This window comes from Parundibacterium terreum, from assembly GCF_014636315.1.
GTDB lineage: Bacteria > Pseudomonadota > Gammaproteobacteria > Burkholderiales > Burkholderiaceae_D > Undibacterium > Undibacterium terreum.
Window position 1 is genome coordinate 228,205 of sequence record NZ_BMED01000003.1, and the last position, 20,045, is coordinate 248,249.

Annotated in this window: 18 protein-coding genes; 10 read left to right on the top strand and 8 right to left on the bottom strand. The window is 55.3% G+C overall.

The features are described from left to right. Positions 1-25 precede the first annotated feature (25 nt). Positions 26-862 (bottom strand): IclR family transcriptional regulator, encoded by an 837-nt coding sequence (locus IEW12_RS15740; protein WP_229751148.1) that lies wholly within the window; start codon positions 860-862, stop codon positions 26-28. A gap of 168 nt (positions 863-1,030) precedes the next feature. On the opposite strand from IEW12_RS15740, the gene IEW12_RS15745 reads away from it, so the two are divergent. Continuing rightward, positions 1,031-2,227, top strand: a complete 1,197-nt coding sequence (locus tag IEW12_RS15745) for an acyl-CoA dehydrogenase family protein (protein WP_188567046.1) — start codon at positions 1,031-1,033, stop codon at positions 2,225-2,227. A 53-nt stretch (positions 2,228-2,280) separates the two neighbouring features. Further along, the gene (locus IEW12_RS15750) at positions 2,281-3,423 is read left to right on the top strand and encodes an acyl-CoA dehydrogenase family protein (RefSeq protein WP_188567047.1); all 1,143 of its coding nucleotides are present in this window, start codon (positions 2,281-2,283) and stop codon (positions 3,421-3,423) included. A gap of 6 nt (positions 3,424-3,429) precedes the next feature. On the opposite strand, the gene IEW12_RS15755 is transcribed toward IEW12_RS15750, so the two are convergent. Then, positions 3,430-4,761: a winged helix-turn-helix domain-containing protein gene (locus tag IEW12_RS15755; RefSeq protein WP_229751149.1), complete on the bottom strand. Its 1,332-nt coding sequence runs from the start codon at positions 4,759-4,761 to the stop codon at positions 3,430-3,432. Positions 4,762-4,869: 108 nt separating this feature from the next. Here IEW12_RS15755 and IEW12_RS15760 point away from each other — a divergent pair, with 108 nt between their 5' ends. The 8 genes from IEW12_RS15760 to IEW12_RS15795 all read left to right on the top strand — a co-directional run bounded on the left by IEW12_RS15760 (position 4,870) and on the right by IEW12_RS15795 (position 14,052). After that, the gene (locus tag IEW12_RS15760) at positions 4,870-6,171 is read left to right on the top strand and encodes a serine hydrolase domain-containing protein (protein ID WP_188567049.1); all 1,302 of its coding nucleotides are present in this window, start codon (positions 4,870-4,872) and stop codon (positions 6,169-6,171) included. Positions 6,172-6,327: 156 nt separating this feature from the next. Further along, positions 6,328-7,566 (top strand): bifunctional glutamate N-acetyltransferase/amino-acid acetyltransferase ArgJ, encoded by a 1,239-nt coding sequence (argJ, locus tag IEW12_RS15765; protein WP_188567050.1) that lies wholly within the window; start codon positions 6,328-6,330, stop codon positions 7,564-7,566. 59 nt (positions 7,567-7,625) lie between these two features. Then, positions 7,626-8,495: an ATP-binding protein gene (locus IEW12_RS15770; RefSeq protein WP_188567531.1), complete on the top strand. Its 870-nt coding sequence runs from the start codon at positions 7,626-7,628 to the stop codon at positions 8,493-8,495. A 90-nt stretch (positions 8,496-8,585) separates the two neighbouring features. Further along, the gene (locus tag IEW12_RS15775; protein WP_188567051.1) at positions 8,586-8,990 is read left to right on the top strand and encodes an NUDIX domain-containing protein; all 405 of its coding nucleotides are present in this window, start codon (positions 8,586-8,588) and stop codon (positions 8,988-8,990) included. 369 nt (positions 8,991-9,359) lie between these two features. Next, the gene (alr, locus tag IEW12_RS15780) at positions 9,360-10,481 is read left to right on the top strand and encodes an alanine racemase (protein ID WP_188567052.1); all 1,122 of its coding nucleotides are present in this window, start codon (positions 9,360-9,362) and stop codon (positions 10,479-10,481) included. Positions 10,482-10,538: 57 nt separating this feature from the next. Next, positions 10,539-11,834, top strand: a complete 1,296-nt coding sequence (locus tag IEW12_RS15785; RefSeq protein ID WP_188567053.1) for a D-amino acid dehydrogenase — start codon at positions 10,539-10,541, stop codon at positions 11,832-11,834. Continuing rightward, positions 11,831-12,409, top strand: coding sequence for a helix-turn-helix domain-containing protein (locus tag IEW12_RS15790; protein ID WP_188567054.1), 579 nt, complete (start codon positions 11,831-11,833; stop codon positions 12,407-12,409). Before IEW12_RS15785 ends, IEW12_RS15790 begins: the two co-directional genes overlap by 4 nt. Before the next feature lie 80 nt (positions 12,410-12,489). Then, positions 12,490-14,052: a sigma-54-dependent transcriptional regulator gene (locus tag IEW12_RS15795; RefSeq protein ID WP_188567055.1), complete on the top strand. Its 1,563-nt coding sequence runs from the start codon at positions 12,490-12,492 to the stop codon at positions 14,050-14,052. 14 nt (positions 14,053-14,066) lie between these two features. Here IEW12_RS15795 and yacG read toward each other — a convergent pair whose 3' ends face one another. The 6 genes from yacG to pilB all read right to left on the bottom strand — a co-directional run bounded on the left by yacG (position 14,067) and on the right by pilB (position 19,790). Then, positions 14,067-14,246: a DNA gyrase inhibitor YacG gene (yacG, locus tag IEW12_RS15800; protein ID WP_188567056.1), complete on the bottom strand. Its 180-nt coding sequence runs from the start codon at positions 14,244-14,246 to the stop codon at positions 14,067-14,069. 27 nt (positions 14,247-14,273) lie between these two features. Further along, positions 14,274-15,047: a cell division protein ZapD gene (gene zapD / locus IEW12_RS15805; protein ID WP_188567057.1), complete on the bottom strand. Its 774-nt coding sequence runs from the start codon at positions 15,045-15,047 to the stop codon at positions 14,274-14,276. A gap of 239 nt (positions 15,048-15,286) precedes the next feature. Further along, positions 15,287-15,928 (bottom strand): dephospho-CoA kinase, encoded by a 642-nt coding sequence (gene coaE, locus IEW12_RS15810; protein WP_188567058.1) that lies wholly within the window; start codon positions 15,926-15,928, stop codon positions 15,287-15,289. Positions 15,929-15,942: 14 nt separating this feature from the next. Further along, positions 15,943-16,809 (bottom strand): prepilin peptidase, encoded by an 867-nt coding sequence (locus IEW12_RS15815; protein ID WP_308789137.1) that lies wholly within the window; start codon positions 16,807-16,809, stop codon positions 15,943-15,945. Continuing rightward, a complete protein-coding gene (locus tag IEW12_RS15820) occupies positions 16,809-18,041 on the bottom strand; it encodes a type II secretion system F family protein (protein ID WP_188567059.1) in 1,233 nt (410 codons plus the stop codon). The genes IEW12_RS15815 and IEW12_RS15820 overlap by 1 nt, the downstream gene beginning before the upstream one ends. A gap of 18 nt (positions 18,042-18,059) precedes the next feature. Then, a complete protein-coding gene (gene pilB / locus IEW12_RS15825) occupies positions 18,060-19,790 on the bottom strand; it encodes a type IV-A pilus assembly ATPase PilB (protein WP_188567060.1) in 1,731 nt (576 codons plus the stop codon). Between the last annotated feature and the right edge of the window lie 255 nt (positions 19,791-20,045).

Sequence of the window (20,045 nt, forward strand, 5' to 3'; positions counted from 1 at the left end):
CGGCGGCGCTTTTTTGTCCGCAACTTTAATTGTGGTTCCCCAGCGATTGTTGCAGACGCTGCACCAGCTCCAGCAATCGCGGCCTGACTTCCGATAGTAAAAATTCCGGTGCCAGATTAAATGCCGGGCCGCCACAATTCAGCGACACCGGCGCCATGCCTTTTCCAGGTTTGAAAGCAACAGCAATCGCGTTCACGTCCTTTTGCCAGCTGCCGAATGAGGTGCAGCAGGCCAGGTCCTGATATTCCTGCAGCGATTGCAGTATGCCGTCGTGCGTGATCTCCCATGCGGATTCATCTGCAGCGCGGAGATTGCTCATCAATTGTTCCCTCTCCGCATCCTCCAGTTCTGCCAGATAGGCACGCCCCATCGCGGTTGTTGCCAGCGGTATGCGTGAACCCACATCAAGACTTAGTGTCAGCGCTGTCTGGCTGCGGCAATTTTCCACATAGATCATGCTCAGCCTGTCATGCATGCCCAGCGATACCATGCCCTGGGAGAAATCGGCCAGCTCCTGCATCAGCGGCCGCGCCAGTTGGCGCACATCCATCCTGGCCAGCATCGCGCTGCCCAGCGACAGCGATGCGGAACCCAGCCGGTATTTGGCGCGATGCTCCACATAGTCGAGGTAGCCCAGTTTGGTCAGCGTATAGGTCAGCCGCGAAACGGTGGATTTGGGCAGCCTGCTTCTCTCTGCGAGCTCCTGATTGCCCAGCAGCCTGTCGCCGGAGCGGAAACAGGACAGGATATCGAGGCCGCGCGCCAGCGCGGTGACGAAATGCCGGTCTTCTTTTGCGTTGCTGGCATTGCTGGCTTTGCCGGCGCTGCGGCCGTCCGATGCAGTCAGTATCTTATCCATCATCTTTGCTTATATTGAAATAGGGATTGCTTATTTGTGCGCTTGACATAGCTTATCAGAGCAAATACAGTTTATCCATATTTCGGAATTAAATTCTGCATTGCAGAATTTAAAAATCATCAGGTGAACCTTGCCGAAACGGCAAGCTTGTTGTGTCAAAGACGAGGGCTTATGAATCTTAATTTCACAGCGGAAGAGCAGGGCTTCAGGCGGCAAGTCAGGGAGTTTGTTGCGAAATCATTGCCGGCCGATATCCAGCATAAAGTAGTGAACGGGCTGATCCTGGAACGCTACGATTACGTGCGCTGGCAGGCCGCCTTGCATGAGCAGGGCTGGGGAGGCTCTTCCTGGGCCAGCGAGTTTGGCGGCACAGGCTGGTCTGCTGTACAAAAATACATCTTTGAAGAAGAGTGCGCGGCTGCCGGCGCGCCCCGCATTATCCCCTTCGGCGTGAAAATGGTAGCGCCTGTGATCATGGCGTTCGGTTCAGCGGCGCAGCAACAGCGGTTTTTGCCCAATATTTTATCCGGGCAGGAATGGTGGTGCCAGGGCTACTCTGAACCCGGTTCGGGTTCGGACCTGGCTTCGGTAAAAACGACGGCGGTCAGGGACGGCGATGCATACATCGTCAATGGACAGAAAACCTGGACTACCCAAGCCCAGTACGCCGACTGGATCTTTTGCCTGGTCCGTACCGACACTGAAGTAAAACCGCAGCGCGGCATTTCCTTCCTTCTGATTGACATGAAGTCGCCAGGCATTACCGTGCGCCCCATTATCACGATGGATGGCGCGCATGAGGTGAATGAGGTCTGGCTGGAAAACGTGCGGGTCCCGGCCGAGAATCTGGTCGGCCAGGAAAACCAGGGCTGGACTTATGCCAAATTCCTGCTGGGCCACGAGCGCACCAATATCGCCGGCATAGGCATCGCCAAGCGCGAACTGGCCAGGCTGAAACGTATTGCCGCGCTGGAAATGAAAAACGGCAAGCCGCTGATCAAGGATCCCTTGTTCTCTGCGCGGATAGCTCAGATAGAGATAGATTTGGTGGCACTGGAGATTACCAATCTGCGCGTACTGTCGGCAGAGGAGCAGAGGCGTGCGCCGGGCCCCGAAGCGTCGATATTGAAAATCAAGGGGACTGAAATCCAGCAGGCCATCACCGAGTTGCTGACCCAGGCCGTCGGCAGCTATGCACTGCCTTTGCGGCGCGAGGCGATGGCGGCCGGCTATCAGGGCGAAATGGCCGGGCCCTTCTATGCGACGCCACTGGCTGCCAATTACCTGAACATGCGCAAGCTGTCGATTTATGGCGGCTCGAACGAGATACAAAAAAATATCATCGCGCAGATGATCCTGGGGCTTTAAGAGCATAGAACCTAAAACTTCAGACATCAGCCCGGAACGACAAGGAAGCAATCATGGATTTCAGTTATAGCGAAGAGCAGCAAATGCTGCTGGATACAACGCGGCGCTTTATCGGCAAGGAATACAGCTTTGATGCGCGCAGGGGTTTCAGGCAGCAGCCTGAAGGATACAGCCGCGATATCTGGCAAGGTTTTGCCGATCTCGGTTTGCTGGCAATTAATATCTCCGAGGAGCACGGAGGCATGGGAGGCGGGCCGCTGGAGACCATGCTGGTCATGTCGGCGCTGGGCGAGGGGCTGGTGCTGGAGCCCTATCTGGCCAGTGCTGTAATGGCTAGCAAAGCAGTGGCGCTGCTCGGCAATCCGCAGCAATGCGCAAGCCTGCTGCCGGCGCTGGCAAGCGGTGAACAAATAGCGGTGCTGGCCCACGACGAACCCTCCACCCGCTACGACTGGAAAGCCGTTACGACGCAGGCGTGGCCGCTGGGTGATGGCTTTGTGCTGACCGGACATAAAAGCATGCTGCCGCATGGCTCATCCGCGGATATCCTGCTGGTCAGTGCCCGCTTGCCGGCCGGCGGACAATCGGGGCAACCAGGGAGGCTGGCAGTATTTGCGATTCCTCGCAATATGCCCGGTTTGCGTCAGTTGCCCTATGCAACGGTGGACGGCGTGCCAGCCTGTGAACTCTGGCTGGAGCAGGTGTTTGTGCCGGCTGCCTTGATGCTGGATGCGCTAGAAGATGCGGAGGCTGCAGTGGGCAGGGTATTGGACTTTGGCCTGGCCGCGATCTGCGCCGAGGCGGTAGGTGCGTTGGATAAGCTGCTGGCGGCAACGATACAGTACACCAAGGACCGCAAGCAGTTTGGTACGCCTATCGCAAAATTTCAGGCACTGCAACACAGGATGGCTGACATGGTGCTGCATATAGAACAGGCGCGCTCGATGAGTTATCTGGCTGCAGTCCGCAGCGAGGAAGCGGATGCTGCGGCGCGCAGCGCAGCGCTGTCTGCGGCCAAGGTCGTGATAGGACAGGCCTGTCGTTTTGTCGGCCAGCAGGCTGTGCAACTGCATGGCGGCATGGGGGTGACCGATGAGCTGGACGTCAGCCATTACTTCAAGCGCCTGATGGCGATAGAACTGCAATTCGGCAGCACCGATCACCATCTGGAGCAATACGCACGGCAGCTTGCCTGAGCCGATTTACAAGTCGTTGAAGACCCGCTGGTACAGGGTGGCATAGTCCGGGTGCTGGCGTAGTTCTGCGTTGGCTGGGTCATGCAGCAGTACCGGCAGCAAGCCGCAATGGGCCTCTGCAGCGCTTTGTACCAGCGCCATTGCATGATCGGGCCGGTTCAATACCAGTAAGCTGGCGGCATGCATGGCATGGATGCAGGCATTGCCTTTGCCGCAGTTGGTGCAGATTGCGATGATTTCCAGCGCCTCATCTTCTTTCCCTGCCTTGGCCAGCACATAAGACAGGATGGATGGCGCCAATGTCATTGCGGAGGGCGACAGCGCTAGTTTCCAGGCATGCTCCACCAGCTCCACTAGCGCCTCTTGCGGTTGCAGGAATGCGCGGAAGGCGAGCAGGTAGAGCTCGGCCATATCGTTTCCCGGTGACAGTTCGCAAGCAGCCTGTGCCTCCCGCAAGGCCCCATCCATATCGCCCACATGCGCATATGCCCTGGCCAGGGTGACGCGTAGCAGTACCGAGTAGGGATGTAGGCGGACGGCCTGCTGCAGTGCCAGGGATGCCGCGCCTGCCTGACCGGTTGCCAGCAGATGCCAGCCATAATGGAAATTGGTGTCTGCATCATGCGGATTGTCGCGCAATGCCCGCTCGAAGGCAGTGCGGGATTCGCGGAAACGCCAGGTTCTATCCAGTAGATAGGCTCGTGCCGAGTGCAAGCCCGCCACCTCGGGCGCGAATTGCTCCGCTGTGTCCAGATGTTGCAATCCCTCTTGTATCAAATTAATTTCGGTAGCGACACCCCAGCTATTGCCTCCAGCCAGGCATTCTGCCAGAGCTACCCTGGCCGGAGCGTAGCCGGGCGCCTGCTCTATCGTCTCGCGCAGAATCTTCCCCGCCTGCGCCAGCGAGGCCGGCGTGCGCTGCAGGTAGAGATTGCGGGCAAACATCAGGGCCTCCGTCAATTGCGGCGAGCCCTGGGCTGCCGACAACAGGCGCTGGTGCCCGCTTGCAGCGGATGCCTTTGATGGACTCTGTGGTAGCTCCAGACGATAACCGCGGCCATAGCTGGATTCAATGCGAATATCTTTCGCCGGCTCTCCAATGTCCCGCAAAATCTGGCGCAAGCGGTGTATGCAGCGGGTCAGACTTTCATCCGACATGCCATGCTCGGGCCATACCCTTTCTGCAAAGCTATCCTTGCTGACCACCGACGGTGAACTGCTCAGCAGCAGATGCAGCACGGCCTGCTCTTTCGGCGGCAGCGCCAGTATCTCCTGTCCCAGGTAAACGTAACCGTCGTCCCCGGCAATCAGGGCGGCGGATTTGTGAGGGCTGGACATGGCTGCCATCAGGATTTGATCAGGATATGAAAAAGCATGACGTCTATGATCTCACGAAGCGGCCATGCCGCTATTCAAAAAGATAAAACCAACAGAAACAGGAGACTTATGAGCAAGAAAGGAATATTGGCGGCAATGGCATTGTTCACCTTATGCGCACGGGCAGCGGCACAGAGCCCGATTTTGCCGCCACCCGATAGCGTGAGCCTGGAAAAACTGGGGCTGATGAATAGCTTTCCGCCGGTTGGTGACCAGATTGTGAATAACGAAAACCGTGGCAAATACCCGCAAATGCGCTGGGTGCTGCAGCATACGCGGGAAGTAGTGCCTACCCGGAATATCCGTCGCGGTAATTCGCCGGTATCCGAGCTGCCGGCAGCTCCGAGGGATTTCGATGGGCTTGTGTTTGAGGACGACAAGGGGCAGAAGATTACGGTCGCCGAGTGGCAAAAGAATACCTACACCGATGGTCTCATCGTATTGCACAAAGGCCGGGTGGTCTACGAGCGTTACAGCAATCAAATGAAGGCGGAAACTCCGCATCTGCTATTTTCGGTGACCAAGTCGTTTACCGGCTTGCTGGCGGCACAACTGATCCATGAAGGCAAGATCGACGCCAATAGTGTAGTGAGCAAATATGTGCCGGAACTGGCTGAAAGCGCCTGGGGTGACATGACTGTTCAGCAGGTGCTCGACATGACGGGGGCTGTTCGCTTCCGCGAAGTGTATACCGATCCTACGTCTGAGATCTTTCCCTATCTGTATGCCAGCAATCTGCTGCCTGTGCCCACTGGCTATGCAGGCCCTAAAACAATCTATGAATTCGTGAAAACCCTGAAAAAAGAAGGCGAGCACGGGGCAGGATTCGTTTATCGCACCGTCCATTCCGAAGTGCTGGGCTGGATAGTGTCGCGGGTGACAGGCAAGCACTTTGCCGACCTGCTGTCTGAACGTGTCTGGAGCAGGCTGGGCATGCAGGAAGATGCCTATGTGATGGTGGATGCGGTCGGCACTCCCTTGCAGGGGGCCGGCCTGAATGCCAGTTTGCGCGACCTTGCGCGGTTTGGTGAAATGCTGCGCCGTGGCGGCGAGTTCAATGGCCAGCGCGTTTTTGACCGGTCTGTGATCGACGAACTGCGCAAGGGGGGCGACAGAGAAAAATTCAAAGCCTCGGGCATGAGCTTCCGCCCCGGCTATTCCTATCATAATCAGTGGTGGATACTGCACAATACCGATGGCGCGTTTGAAGCCTCCGGCGTACATGGACAGATGATACATATCAATCCTGCGGCGGAAATGGTCGTGGTAAAGCTGTCTTCCCACCCGGTAGCGGGAGCCGGGCTGACGCAGGCCTTGACGCTGCGCGCCTGGGATGCACTGGCAAAAGCGGTGCGTACGCTGGATAAATGATGAGTCCGGCGGGTGTGGCCGGCTGATTGCCGCGCTAGCTTTGCCTACGCCTTGTTCATACCATGCCGGGCGAGTTCTGCCCGGCATGGTTCTTCGTGGCTCGGAATGCTCCAAAATGTCCTACAATAACGGCTTGATTTCATTGCTAGGACTATCATGGCCGTCAATTCCCCTCTCCCCATCGCTTCTGACCTGAAACCTGTGGCCGGCATACAGCTCGGCTATGCCGAAGCCGGCATCAAGAAGCCTAACCGCAAGGATGTACTGGTGATGGCCCTGGCGCCGACCGCAACCGTGTCAGGCGTATTTACGACCAATCGTTTTTGCGCTGCTCCGGTGCAGGTGTGCAAGGCGCATCTGGAAGCGCTGCGTATCTCCAGTTCGCCCATACGCGCGCTGGTCGTCAATACCGGCAATGCAAATGCCGGTACCGGCGACGCCGGCCTGGCGGCCGCCAACGCTACCTGCGTGGCACTGGCAGAACTGCTGGGTTGTGAATCATCCCAGATATTGCCATTTTCTACAGGAGTGATTCTGGAACCCTTGCCGGTAGACAGGCTGACTGCCGGTTTGCCAAAAGCAATTGCCAATCTGAAAGAAGATAACTGGTACATGGCGGCAGAGTCCATCATGACTACCGATACGCAGCCCAAAGCAGCTTCGTCCACGGTTGTGATCAACGGCAAGACCGTGACCATGACGGGGATCAGCAAAGGCGCCGGCATGATCAAGCCGAATATGGCAACCATGCTGGGTTATCTCGCGATGGATGCGAAGGTCGCGCAACCGGTACTGGATCATCTGGTCAAGCAGGCGGCCGACAAATCGTTCAATTGCATCACCATCGACGGCGATACCTCCACCAATGACTCCTTCATGCTGATTGCAACTGGCGCTTCAGAGCTGGAAATCAATGACATCGACAGCCCTGAGTACAAGGCACTGGCGAGCGCGGTCATTGCTTTGTCGCAGAAATTGGCGCACATGATCATTCGCGACGGTGAAGGTGCGACCAAGTTCATGACCATCACCGTGGAAGAGGGGCTGGATGTGGAGGAGTGCCGCAAGATCGCTTATTCCATCGCCCATTCACCGCTGGTCAAGACGGCTTTCTTTGCTTCCGATCCTAACCTGGGACGTATTTTGGCGGCCATCGGCTATGCCGGCGTGAATGACCTGGATGTCAGCCGCTTGAATTTGTATCTGGATGACGTTTGGGTGGCCAAGAACGGCGGCCGCAACCCGGACTATCGCGAGGAAGAGGGCCAGCGCGTGATGAAGCAAAGCGAAATCACGATACGCGTGAAGCTTGCGCGCGGCAATGCGGAAGCGACGGTGTGGACTTGCGATCTGTCGCACGACTACGTTTCCATCAATGCCGATTACCGTTCCTGATATGCCACTGCGGCAGCTTTAGCCTGCCGCAGCAATTTGCCCGACACCTGTCTGACACTATCATGCAATTAGACCAGTTTTTATCCCGGGCGGAGTTGTTGTTGACACGCCTGGAAGCTATCCTTCCTGCGGCTCACCGCGCGCCAGACTGGCAGGCTGCCACGGCTTTTCGCTGGCGCAAACGCGGCGGCCAAGGCTATTTGCAGGCGGTCAGGCATGCGTCTGCCATTTCCCTGGATGATTTGCATAATATCTCTACGCAGAAGCGGCAAATAGAGCAGAACACATTGCAATTCGTGCATCGCAAACCGGCCAATAATGTATTGCTGACCGGTGCCCGCGGTACCGGCAAGTCTTCACTGATCAAGGCTTGCCTGAATCGCTTTGCCGACCAGGGGCTGCGCCTGATAGAAGTGGACAAGGGCGACCTGGCGGATTTGCCGGATATTGTCGATCTGGTCGCCGAACGTCCCGAGCGTTTTGTCATTTTCTGCGATGACCTGTCCTTTGAGGAGGGCGAGGCCGGCTACAAGGCCTTGAAAGTCGCGCTGGACGGCAGTATCGCAACGCAATCCGATAATGTGCTGATCTATGCCACCTCCAACCGGCGCCATTTGCTGCCGGAGAAGATGTCCGATAACGCCAGCTACAAGCACGGTGAAGATGGCGACCTGCACCCAGGCGAGACGGTGGAAGAAAAAATTTCACTGTCTGAGCGCTTTGGCTTGTGGGTATCTTTTTATCCATTCAAGCAGGACGATTATCTGGATATTGTGGCGCATTGGCTGCAAACCATGGGATGCAATGCCGAACAAATAGAAGCAGCGCGTGCCGATGCATTACGCTGGGCGCTGCAACGCGGTTCACGCTCTGGCCGGGTTGCCTGGCAATTTGCGAAGGACCATGCAGGCAAACTGGCCGAAGCCTGAGCCCTTAATTCTGAATGCGCCGCTGCCATTGCAGCAGATCTTCGGTGGCACATTTGCCCTCTCTACTTTTCTTCCGCTGATTGTTTATTCATGTCTCAAACTCCTGTTGATGTCGCCGTAGGCATATTGCTCAAACCGAATGGGGATGTGCTGCTGGGTCAACGCCCTGCCGGCAAACCTTACGAGGGCTATTGGGAGTTCCCTGGGGGCAAAGTTGAGCAGGGTGAGGCGATCCTGGATGCGCTGAAGCGCGAAATGATGGAAGAGCTTGGCATCAAGGTGCTGTCTGCCGAACCCTGGTGCTGTATAGAGCACGTTTATCCGCATGCCCACGTGCACCTGCACTTCTATATCAGCCGCGAATGGCAGGGTGAGCCGCAGAGTCTTGAAGGCCAGGCATTTGCATGGCAGGGAAGTGTGGAACTGGATCCCTTGTTGCCTGCCACGATACCCTTGCTGGAATGGCTGGATGCGTTTCGTGCCCAGGATTGCTAACACTCAGGCAATTTATCGACCTTCTTCCGACTGCTGCAAGAACGTTTTCATCTATTGCCGTCCAGTACTGTATCGTTTCAAATACGATGTATTGAAAATGATACAGTGTCCCATATTAGCTACAGCATAGAAGCCGCACTCTAGTTCAGAGAAAGCGCTTAAAATGACTGTATTGAAATGCATACAGTTTAAAATGCTGATTTCCGATGAAAATTTCTTAAGCGATTGAATTTGTTCAATAAAATTTTGTGGCATGGGCTTTGCTATAACAAAAACCAAACTATCGAAAATTCAGCTGGTCAGCCGGTCAGCCGGTATATGAATGGTTTGCCTTTGAGCAGCGGTGAGATTCAAAACGGAGAAGTATAGATGCAGCAGCCAGCAGGACGAGCGGGAGCAATACTGACGATTGATTTGGGTGCGGTGCGCAGTAATTACCGTTTTTTGCGCAGCAAGCTGGTGTCTGCGCAGTGCGGCGCTGCGGTCAAAGCCGACTCGTATGGCCTGGGTGCAGCGCGTATTTCAGAAGCCCTGTTTGAAGAAGGTTGCCGTCACTTTTTCGTTGCACATCTGGAAGAAGCGATAGCCTTGCGGCCCCACTTGCCTGAGGCCGCCAGCATTTATGTCATGCATGGTTCTCCTGTGGGCTATGAGGCAGAGTTTCTTGAGCATGGCTGTATTCCGGTATTGAACAGTTGCCAGCAAATTCTGGCCTGGCGCGATCTGGCGCAAGAAAAGCAGCAAGAGCTGCCCGCCATCATCCAGCTGGACACGGGCATGTCGCGCATGGGCATGTCGCCAACGGAAGTGCAAGCCTGGCTGGCTGACCCCGGCTTTATCGACGGTATACAGGTGCAGTATCTGATGAGCCATCTGGCCTGCGCTGAGAACCAGCAAAGCCCGGTGAACCAGCAGCAACTGCAAAGCTTCCAGGCTCTGCGCCGGCAATTGCCGCAGAGCCGGGCTACGCTGGCCAATTCCTCCGGCATCTTTCTCGGCCCCGATTTCCACTTTGATCTGGTGCGTCCTGGTGCCGCTTTGTATGGCCTGACGCCGGTCGCAGGTGAAGACAATCCGTTGCAGCCGGTAGCGCATCTGCAGGGAAAAATCATCCAGACCCGTGAAATCGCTGCCGGCACCGGAGTGGGCTATAGCCTAACATACCGCAGCACGCAGGTACGGCGAATCGCCACCGTTGCAGTAGGCTACGCGGATGGCTGGCTGCGCAGCTTAAGCAACCGCGGCACGGTATTTATCGGCGATACGCCGGTGCCCATGGTGGGTAATGTATCCATGGATACGGTCACGCTCGATGTCAGCGATGTCGCACTGGAGTTGCTGTATCCGGGGGCCCTGGTTGATCTGATCTCGGCAAAAAATACTGCCGACCAGGTTGCGGAGCGCGCCGGCACCATAGGCTACGAGATTCTCACCAGCCTGGGTTTGCGTTATCAGCGCCACTACATTGATACGCCTGCCCAACCTGCCTAATAAGAGCAGGCTGTAAGCGATACAAACTAATTTAAAAAAGCTGTTGGAGGAGTACAAATGAAGGTATTGATTTTAGGTGCAGGTGTAATTGGTACGGCGTCGGCTTATTATCTGGCGAAAGCCGGGCATGAGGTAACGGTGGTCGAGCGCCAGCCTGCAGCGGGTTTGGAAACCAGTTATGGCAATGCCGGCGAAGTATCGCCCGGCTATTCGGCACCATGGGCCGGCCCAGGCGTGCCTCTGAAGGCCATCAAATGGCTGATGATGAAACACAGCCCGCTGGCCATCAGGCCCAGCCTGGATCCGCATATGTGGCGCTGGGTGACGCAGATGCTGATGAACTGCACAACCAAACGCTATGAAATCAACAAAGGCCGCATGCTGCGCCTGGCGGAATACAGCCGCGACTGTCTGCAGGAACTGCGCGCCGATACCGGCATCCATTACGATGAACGTACGCAAGGCACGATGCAGTTATTCCGCAATCAGCAGCAGCTGGAAGGATCGGCGACCGATACGGCGATTTTGCAGCGCTACGATGTTCCTTACGAAGTGCTGGACAAGGCAGCTTGCCTTGCAATAGAACCTGCACTGGCCAATGTGCAGGAAAAATTTGTCGGCGCGTTGCGCCTGCCCGGCGATGAAACCGGCGACTGCTTCAAGTTCACGCAAAACCTGGCCAAACTGGCAGAGGAGCTGGGTGTCAAATTCCAGTATGGCGTCAGCATACAGCGCATCCTGAAAGAGGGCGACCAGATTACCGGAGTGCAGACCTCAGCCGGCACAATGACTGCAGATCGCTATGTCTTGGCACTCGGAAGCTATTCGCCGATATTGCTGCGCGAACTGGGCATCAAGATTCCGGTCTATCCGATCAAGGGCTATTCGATCACGGTGCCGATTACCGATGCGCAGAGAGCGCCTGAATCCACCGTCATGGATGAAACCTATAAAGTGGCGATTACCCGCCTTGGCGACCGCATCCGGGTCGGCGGCACAGCGGAAATCACCGGCTATAACCTGGATTTGCGCAAAGACCGCCGCGACACGCTGGAGCATTCGGTAAGTGATTTGTTCCCTGGCGGCGGCGATGTCTCCAAGGCAGAGTTCTGGAGCGGCCTGCGTCCCATGACGCCGGACGGCACGCCGGTAGTGGGGCCTACGCCTTTCCGCAATCTTTTCCTCAATACCGGTCACGGTACGCTGGGCTGGACCATGGCGGCAGGTTCTGGCCGCCTGATTGCCGATATCGTCAGCGGCAAGCGTGCTGAAATCGCGACGCAGGGCTTGTTCATGGATCGTTACGGCAGCATCAATCGTCCTATCATCGTAACGAAGGAGCTGCAATCATGAACCAACTGGAACGCGAGCAACTGATCTCGTCGACAGAAATTTTTGCCGACCCCAGCCTGAACATGCGCTTCTACATCGCGATCGAATTGCTTGCGCAAATCGTCATGGTCATGCCCCGTACCGTGAATGCCGCAGCGCTGGCGCAGGCAACCGGCAAGACCCCGCGCCTCGTGCGCTCTATCCTGACCACGCTGAGCAAGGAAGGCCTGGTGTCACGCGACGCCAAGGAAAAAGACTGCTGGCATTGCCGCAACTGCAATGGCGTGATTACCCTGGCAGACATCTACCGCTGCTTCTCATTGGCGGAAGAAAAGGCAAATGCGAAGGCCGCCGAAAAAGCCAGCGCCAAGGCCGAGGCCGCAGGGGAGTCTGAAGAGGCCGGCAAGGGCAAGTCTCGCAGCTCCAGTCAGCAAAGCGTGGACTTGTTGATGATGCAGGTGAAGATGACGGTTAACCGTGCAGTACTGCAGCAACTGGAACAGTTTGACCTCGGGCGCTTGCGTGGTCTGACATCGATGACCGGATTTCGCTCGCATAACGCGCGTCCGCGCGGCTATATCCCTGAGCCCTATTGATGAACCAGGATTCGCCAATGCGACAGCCGCAAGCTGGCGTAAGCGAATCTTGCTAATGCTCATTTTTCCTCTTCGAATCCATGCGCATTAATATCCATTTCAAAGACCGCGTCGGTATCGCGCATGAAATCCTGGCGGTGCTGGCAAGCCGCGGCCTGAACGTGGTCGCGGTTGAGGTCGATCCTCCGAATATATACATCGATAGCCCCGAACTGCTGGAATTCATGCTGCCATCGCTGCAGCAGGATTGCGCCCGCGTGCGCGGGGTAGGAAATATCGAGGTGGTGGATATCTTGCCGGGTATACGCCGCCGCCTGAACCTGGATACGATGATGGCAGTGATGGAGGATCCGGTACTGGCGATTGATGCCGGCGGCAAGATCGTGATTGCGAATGCCGCTGCTGCTGCAGCGACCGGGATGAGCGAGGCTGAGCTTTGCCAAAAGAATCTTTCTGAGTTAATGGAAGATTCTGCGGTGCTTAATGAGCTGATTTCCAGTGCTTTCAGGGTACCCTCGCGAGAAGTGATATTGAGCGGCGAACCCTTTTTGATGGATGTGACGCCGGTTTCTGAACCGTTTACAGCTGGCCTTGCCAAACTGGGCCAGGCGGTTGGGGCGGTGCTGACCTTGCATGCGCCGCGCCGCATAGGAGGACGCTTGCATGCATTGCAGCACTCGGAGGCGGGTGGCTTCCATCTTATTATCGGTGAATCGGAACAGATACGCGCGTTGAAGATTCGTGCTGCGCGGGTGGCGGTGGTCGATGCTCCCTTGCTGATTACCGGCGAAACGGGCACCGGCAAGGAATTGCTGGCCCAGGCCTGCCACGGCGTCAGCGCCCGCAGTAATGCGCCCTTCCTGGAGTTGAATTGCGCAGCCTTGCCGGAGAGCCTGGCCGAGAGTGAGTTGTTCGGCTACATGGCCGGGGCATTTACCGGCGCCCAGCGCGGCGGCAAGCCCGGCCTGATAGAGATGGCCGACGGCGGTACGGTATTCCTGGATGAAATCGGCGAAATGTCGCTGTATTTGCAGGCCAAGCTGCTGCGTTTTTTGAATGACGGCAAGTTCAGGCGCATAGGCGGCGACAAGGAAGTAAAGGTGAATGTGCGCATCATCAGTGCGACGCACCGTAATTTGCGGAAAATGGTGCAGGAGGGGCAGTTCCGGGAAGACCTGTTTTACAGGCTGAATGTGCTGCATCTGGAAATGCCTGCGCTCAGGGAGCGCCCTGATGACATCCTGCTGCTGGCCAGGCATTTTATCGAACGAGCTTGCACCCAGGCGCAAAAACCTATTTGCAGATTGAATTCTTCCGCCTGTGCGGCCCTGGTGTCCAATCGCTGGCCGGGAAATGTGCGCCAGTTGCAGAACGTCGTATTCCGCGCGATTACGATGTCGGATGAGCGGGTGCTGGACGCGGCTGACCTGGATTGGGCTGAGGACAGCATTAGCGCCGATGAAGTCAATCTGGATGCTGCAGAAAGCTGGGAGATTTCAGTGAATGCGTTTGAGCGCGCCTTGCTGGAAAAACTGTATCCGCAATATCCGTCCAGCCGCAAGCTGGCAGCCCGGCTGGACACGTCTCATTCCATGATTGCCGCCAAATTGCGCAAACACGGCATCCCGGAAGGCAAGCGTTAGCCAGTCTCTGGCGGCTAGATATCCTTGGCTTCGGGGTCTTCAGGCAGATTCACGGCGGGGATCGTGTACTTCTCTTCGGCCCACGCGCCAAGGTCGATTTGCTTGCAGCGCTCGGAGCAAAAAGGACGAAACTTGCTTGTTTCATTCCACACGACTTTGCTGCCGCAGGTAGGGCAGTCAACTACAGTAGCCATTATTACCAGTTCCTGATTACTAAGATCTTAAAAATTGCACAAGGTCAGATCGAACGGAATATCGCTCTCGAACGCCTTGGGTTTCATATCCCCATCTTGGGACATAAAGCGTATCCACAACATGTATTTATTGGCGGAAATTTCAGGGATAGCCCCCATTTCCTGCGAAACATTCACGCGTAACAGCTGATAAATCTTGCCCTGAAGCATCTGCTGATAGCTGCCGGCTTGCGCGATCACCTTGGTTGTTACGCCGGATTCGCGTAGCAGGCGCAGCACGATATTGATCGCATCAAACAGGGGTGCAATCGGTGCAAACCAGGCTGAAATATCAGCAAAACGTTTCTCGGGTGAATTTTTTTGCCAGGCATGATAGCTGGGCAGATCAAATTCGCAGGCGCCGCCGGGAATGATGGTGCGGCCGCGTATGCTCATCAGCCATTCATTATCCCTGACGTTCTGGCCGGTCTTGCCCTGGGATGCCATCAATGCGCTGCTGGCCTTGTCTACGTCTTCCAGGATGCGGTCCAGCATGTCTGCCTGCACATTGGGATTGGAGCGGAAGCTGATCAGCGTATGTTTCTGGCGTTCAAGTTCTTGCAGCAAATCCGACTTCAGATCGGCTCGGCCCGCTACTTCCAGCATTTCAAAGATGGTGGAAAGGGCGACATGATGTTGCATGGGGTCTGGCTGGTGCAGGAAGAAGCTGAACTTTTCGTACAGGTCTTCCAGTCGCAGCAAGGTACGAATTCGTTCATTGAACGGGTATTCGTAAACAATGGATGTAGGGTTTGTGTGCATATAATTGGGGGCGCAGTGGGCTACAACATTGCAGGGCCAGACACCGGGTCTACAGAGACTGAATGGTTCGCTGATTCAGGCAAACGACAAGGAACAACTTTCTTCAGCGTTGTTTTTATCAGCCTATTCAAACCGCAAGCCGGTTTGAACGCATCTCCCAATTTATATGCCAGCAAACCCCGACCTCTGTAAAAAGTGCCAACCACGTTTCACGTGATTCTGAACCAAGCTGACAAAAATTACAAACGTTGTATGAGATTTGTTTTAGCTGATTCCGCTAATTTGAGATATTTGGCGTGCAGATCACGGACTTGTGCGGAAATTTGGCTGATATCGCCTTCATTCGCGATGACATCGTCCGCTGCCTGCAAGCGCGTTTCCCTGCTGACTTGTGCGGCCATGATTGCGCGCACTTGCTGCTCGCTCAGGCCATTGCGGGACATGACTCTTTGTATCTGTGTTTGCTCAGGGCAGTCGACAACGAGTACCCGGCTGACCCGACTTTTCCACGAACCGGATTCTACCAGCAGGGGGACTACAAAAATAATATAAGAGCCGGTCGCGGCGCGCGCAGCTTTTTCGGTTTCACTGCGTATCAGTGGATGAAGAATGGCTTCCAGCCTGGCTTTTTCTTCAGGGTGCCCAAATACCTGCTCGCGCATTTTGGCCCTGTCCATTGCGCCGTCTTGCTGGATAAAGTCCTGGCCGAACTGGCGGATGATGTCAGGGATGGCAATGCCACTGGGGCTGGTCAGCTGGTGGGCAAGCAGGTCGGTATCTACCAGGCTGGCACCCAGGTCGGCGAATAAGTTGGCGACTGTCGTTTTGCCGCTGCCTATGCCGCCCGTCAAACCCAGAGTAAATGCCGCTGCCTCATTCATAGTGCCGGTTTTGCTTAAAAGGATAAGCCGATATAGTTTTGCGTGAGAGTCTTACCCCACAGCAGTGCAATCAGGCCAGCCGCCGCCAGGTAGGGGCCGAATGGAATAGGGTGGTCTTTGCCATGCTTGGTAAAGCTTATCATGCACACGCCTACAATGGCGCCGACGATGGAAGACAACAGGATGATAATGGGTAGCATGCCCCAGCCCATCCAGGCGCCCAGCGCCGCCAGCAGTTTGAAATCCCCGTAGCCCATACCCTCTTTACCGGTCGTGAGCTTGAACAGCCAATAGATGGACCACAGTAGCAGATAACCTGCTGCAGCACCAATGACCGCATCCTGCAAAGGCACAAACACGCCATGCAGATTGATCAGCAGGCCGCACCAAAGTAATGGATAGGTCAGGTCGTCCGGCAGCAACTGGGTATCGGCATCGATAAATGTCATTGCGATCAGCAGCCAGGCAAACAGCAGGCTGGCCATGCCGGCGTAGCCGCTGCCGAAGTGCCAGATCAGGAATGCTGACAAGCCGCCGGTGAAGGCTTCCACCAGTGGGTAGCGTTTGGAAATCGGCGCCTTGCACTGCGTGCATTTGCCGCCTATGACCAGGTAGCTGAATACAGGCACGTTCTCTAAAGCTGTGATCTGATGTCCGCAATGCGGACAGGCAGAGCGAGGGACGATCAAGTTATAGCGATCCGTATGCGGCAGTTCCTTGCCGTTTTCCATCGCCACATAATTATCCGACTCGCGCTGCATCATCTTGGGAATGCGATGGATGACCACATTCAGGAAGCTACCTATCAGCAAGCCCAGGATACCTGCTATTGCCGCGCTCAGTATGGTGCCAGGCGCGGCAAACAAAACCAACTCCATCATCAGACAACCGATCCCAGTTTGAAGATAGGCAGATACATCGCGACCACCAGGCCGCCGATGATCACGCCCAGAATCACCATGATCAAAGGTTCCATCAGGCTGGACAGGTTGGCTACCGCCTCATCGACTTCTTCTTCATAGAAGTCGGCGACCTTGCCCAGCATCGCATCCAGCGAGCCGGACTCTTCACCAATGGCGACCATTTGCGTGACCATGCTAGGAAAGACATTGGCGTTTTGCATGGAAACGGTAAGACTGGTACCGGTGCTGACCTCGGTTTGGATTTTGACCGTCGCATCCAGATAAACCGCATTGCCGGATGCCCCGCCGACAGAGTCCAGGGACTCAACCAGCGGTACACCGGCCGCGAACATGGTGGCCAGGGTCCTGGTCCAGCGTGCGATGGTCGCTTTGCGTATCACATCGCCAAAAATTGGCACTTGCAACAATAATCTATCCATCGTTTGCTGCATCTTTAGCGAGCGCTTCCAGGATTGAAAGAAGAAATACAGGCCGGCGCCAAGACCGCCGAAAATCAGATACCAGTATTTGACGACAAAGTCTGAAATCGCCATCACGGCAAGTGTAGGTGCCGGCAAGTCGGCGCCGAAGCTTTTAAAAACTTCCTTGAACGCGGGAACAACCCAGATCATGATAATGGCCGTTACAATGAACGCCACACTCAGAATCGCGATCGGATAAGTCAGAGCCGATTTGATCTTCTTCTTGATCGCAAGGGTCTTTTCCTTGTAGATGGCCAGTCGCGTCAACAAGTCTTCCAGAATACCGGCCTGCTCGCCTGCTCCGACCAGATTGCAGAACAAGGGGTCGAAATACAGCGGAAATTTACGGAAGGCCTGGTTCAGGCTGGTACCTGTTTCCACGTCGCCGCGTATATCTTGCAAAAGCTTGGATACGGAAGGGTTGGCATTGCCTTTGGCGACAATATCAAAAGATTGCAGAAGCGGCACGCCGGCCTTCATCATCGTTGCCAGTTGCCGTGTGAACAGGGTGATATCTTTTTCGGTAATTTTTTTACCGGAGCTGTAGGATTTCTTTTTCAGCTTGGTAACCAGCACCCCCTGGCGCCGTAGCGTGGCATTGACGATAGCCTCGCCGCCTGCGCGAATTTCACCGCGCACGGTTTTACCATACTTGTCCTTGCCTTCCCAGGCATACAGGTATTCTTTGATCTGACTTGTTTTCGCCGGCTTATTTGCTTGCGTGGCCATGCACTTGCTCCAGTTTTATTATTCGTTGGTACATCCAAGTACTTCTTCAAGGCTGGTCAATCCCTGCTTCACTTTTTGCAGACCCGATTCCCGCAAGGTTCGTACACCTTCACTCTGGGCCTGCTTTTCGATTTCCAGTGCGCTGCCGTGGGCCAGGATGATTCTTTCTATCGATTCGGTAATCGGCATGATCTGGTAAATACCAACCCGTCCCTTATAACCGCCGCCGCTACAGCGTTCGCAACCTACCGGTTGATAAGGCTTCCAGGTGCCATCCAGCTCTTCTTCCTTGAAGCCTGCTGCCAGCAGGACTTCGTCCAGGATTTCTACCGGTTTTTTACAGGTGCACAAGCGACGGGTCAGCCTTTGCGCAGTAATAAGAATTACCGATGAAGCGATATTAAAAGGCGCGACGCCCATGTTCATCAGACGTGTCAGCGTAGAGGGAGCATCATTGGTATGCAGGGTAGAGAACACCATGTGGCCCGTTTGCGCTGCCTTGATCGCGATATCGGCTGTTTCCAGGTCACGGATCTCACCCACCATGATCACATCCGGATCCTGACGCAGGAAGGATTTCAGTGCTGCAGCAAAAGTCAGGCCGGCCCTGTCATTCACATTGACCTGGTTGACGCCAGGCAAGTTGATCTCTGCCGGATCTTCTGCAGTTGAAATATTGATGCCTGGTTTATTGATGACGTTCAGGCAGGTGTAGAGCGATACGGTTTTTCCCGAGCCTGTCGGTCCGGTCACAAGCACCATGCCGTAAGGGCGGGTGATCGCATTCATCAAGATTTCTTTTTGATCCGGATCATAGCCCAGCGCATCGATACCCATCTGCGCCTGTGAGCCGTCCAGAATACGCATTACGATCTTTTCGCCGAACAAGGTGGGCAAAGTACTGACACGGAAGTCAATCGAGCGTGATGCGGAGAGGATAAGCTTCATCCGGCCGTCTTGCGGAACGCGCTTTTCGGAGATGTCCAGCTTGGAAATAACCTTGATGCGCGATGCCAGTTTTTCTTTGATCGCCAGGGGCGGCTGGGCAATTTCTTTCAGTTCGCCGTCGACCCTGAAACGGATGCGGTAAAACTTTTCGAAGGGCTCGAAGTGCAAATCCGATGCCCCCATGTTGATAGCATCCAGCAACATTTTCTGCAAAAATTTTACGATAGGCGCATCGTCGATTTCCAATGCGGCTGCGTCGGCTGATGCAGAGGGAACAGCTTCTTCTTCATTGAAGTCTATTTCCATGTCGTCCCCGGCGAGCTCATTCAAGCTCTGCTCGGAGGTCTTGCTCAGTCTTTCCAGGGTCTTGGTCAGCACATCATGCTGTACGATCACCAGTTCTACACCCAGGCCGGTCTGGAACTTGATTTGGTCTATCGCTGCAGCATTGGTGGGATCTGATAGCGCTACCGATATTTTGTTGCCGCGCTTGGCCAGCGCAACGATACGCTGGCTTTGCATCAGCTTGGTATCGACAACTTTTTCCGGCAGCAGGCTCTCGTCCACGACCGCCAGGTCAACCAGCGGGTAACCGAATGCTTCAGAACAAAAAGCGGCCAGGTCGCGGGCATTGATCAAGCCGCTTTGCAGCAAGACATCAATAAACGGTAATTTGTCCGTCTGTGCCTTTTTGCTGACATTATCAATCTGTGCCGTAGCCAGGATATTGGCCTGCGCCAGCGCGCGGGCCAGCCCGGAACTGCCGGATTGTAAGGTCAAATTAGGAGAAACTGCAGCCATAGGGTCTTTGGTATAAGGTTGTACTAGACAAAGAGTTGCTCTAGGATAATGCAAAAAGCACTTACTTGATACAGGGTGTTGTTGCCCGGAAACTCCTATAGCCTCAGTAGTGAGGGTTTTCGGCCTTCTGTTACTTTTGTTACATATTTAAGGAGGTTTTCCGGCACTTATTTCCTACTTTCCTAGTATAAGACTGTTCTTGTGTTTAGGGTAATTGTCCTTTGCCCCGGCGCACTTTCTGGAATTCTTAAACAG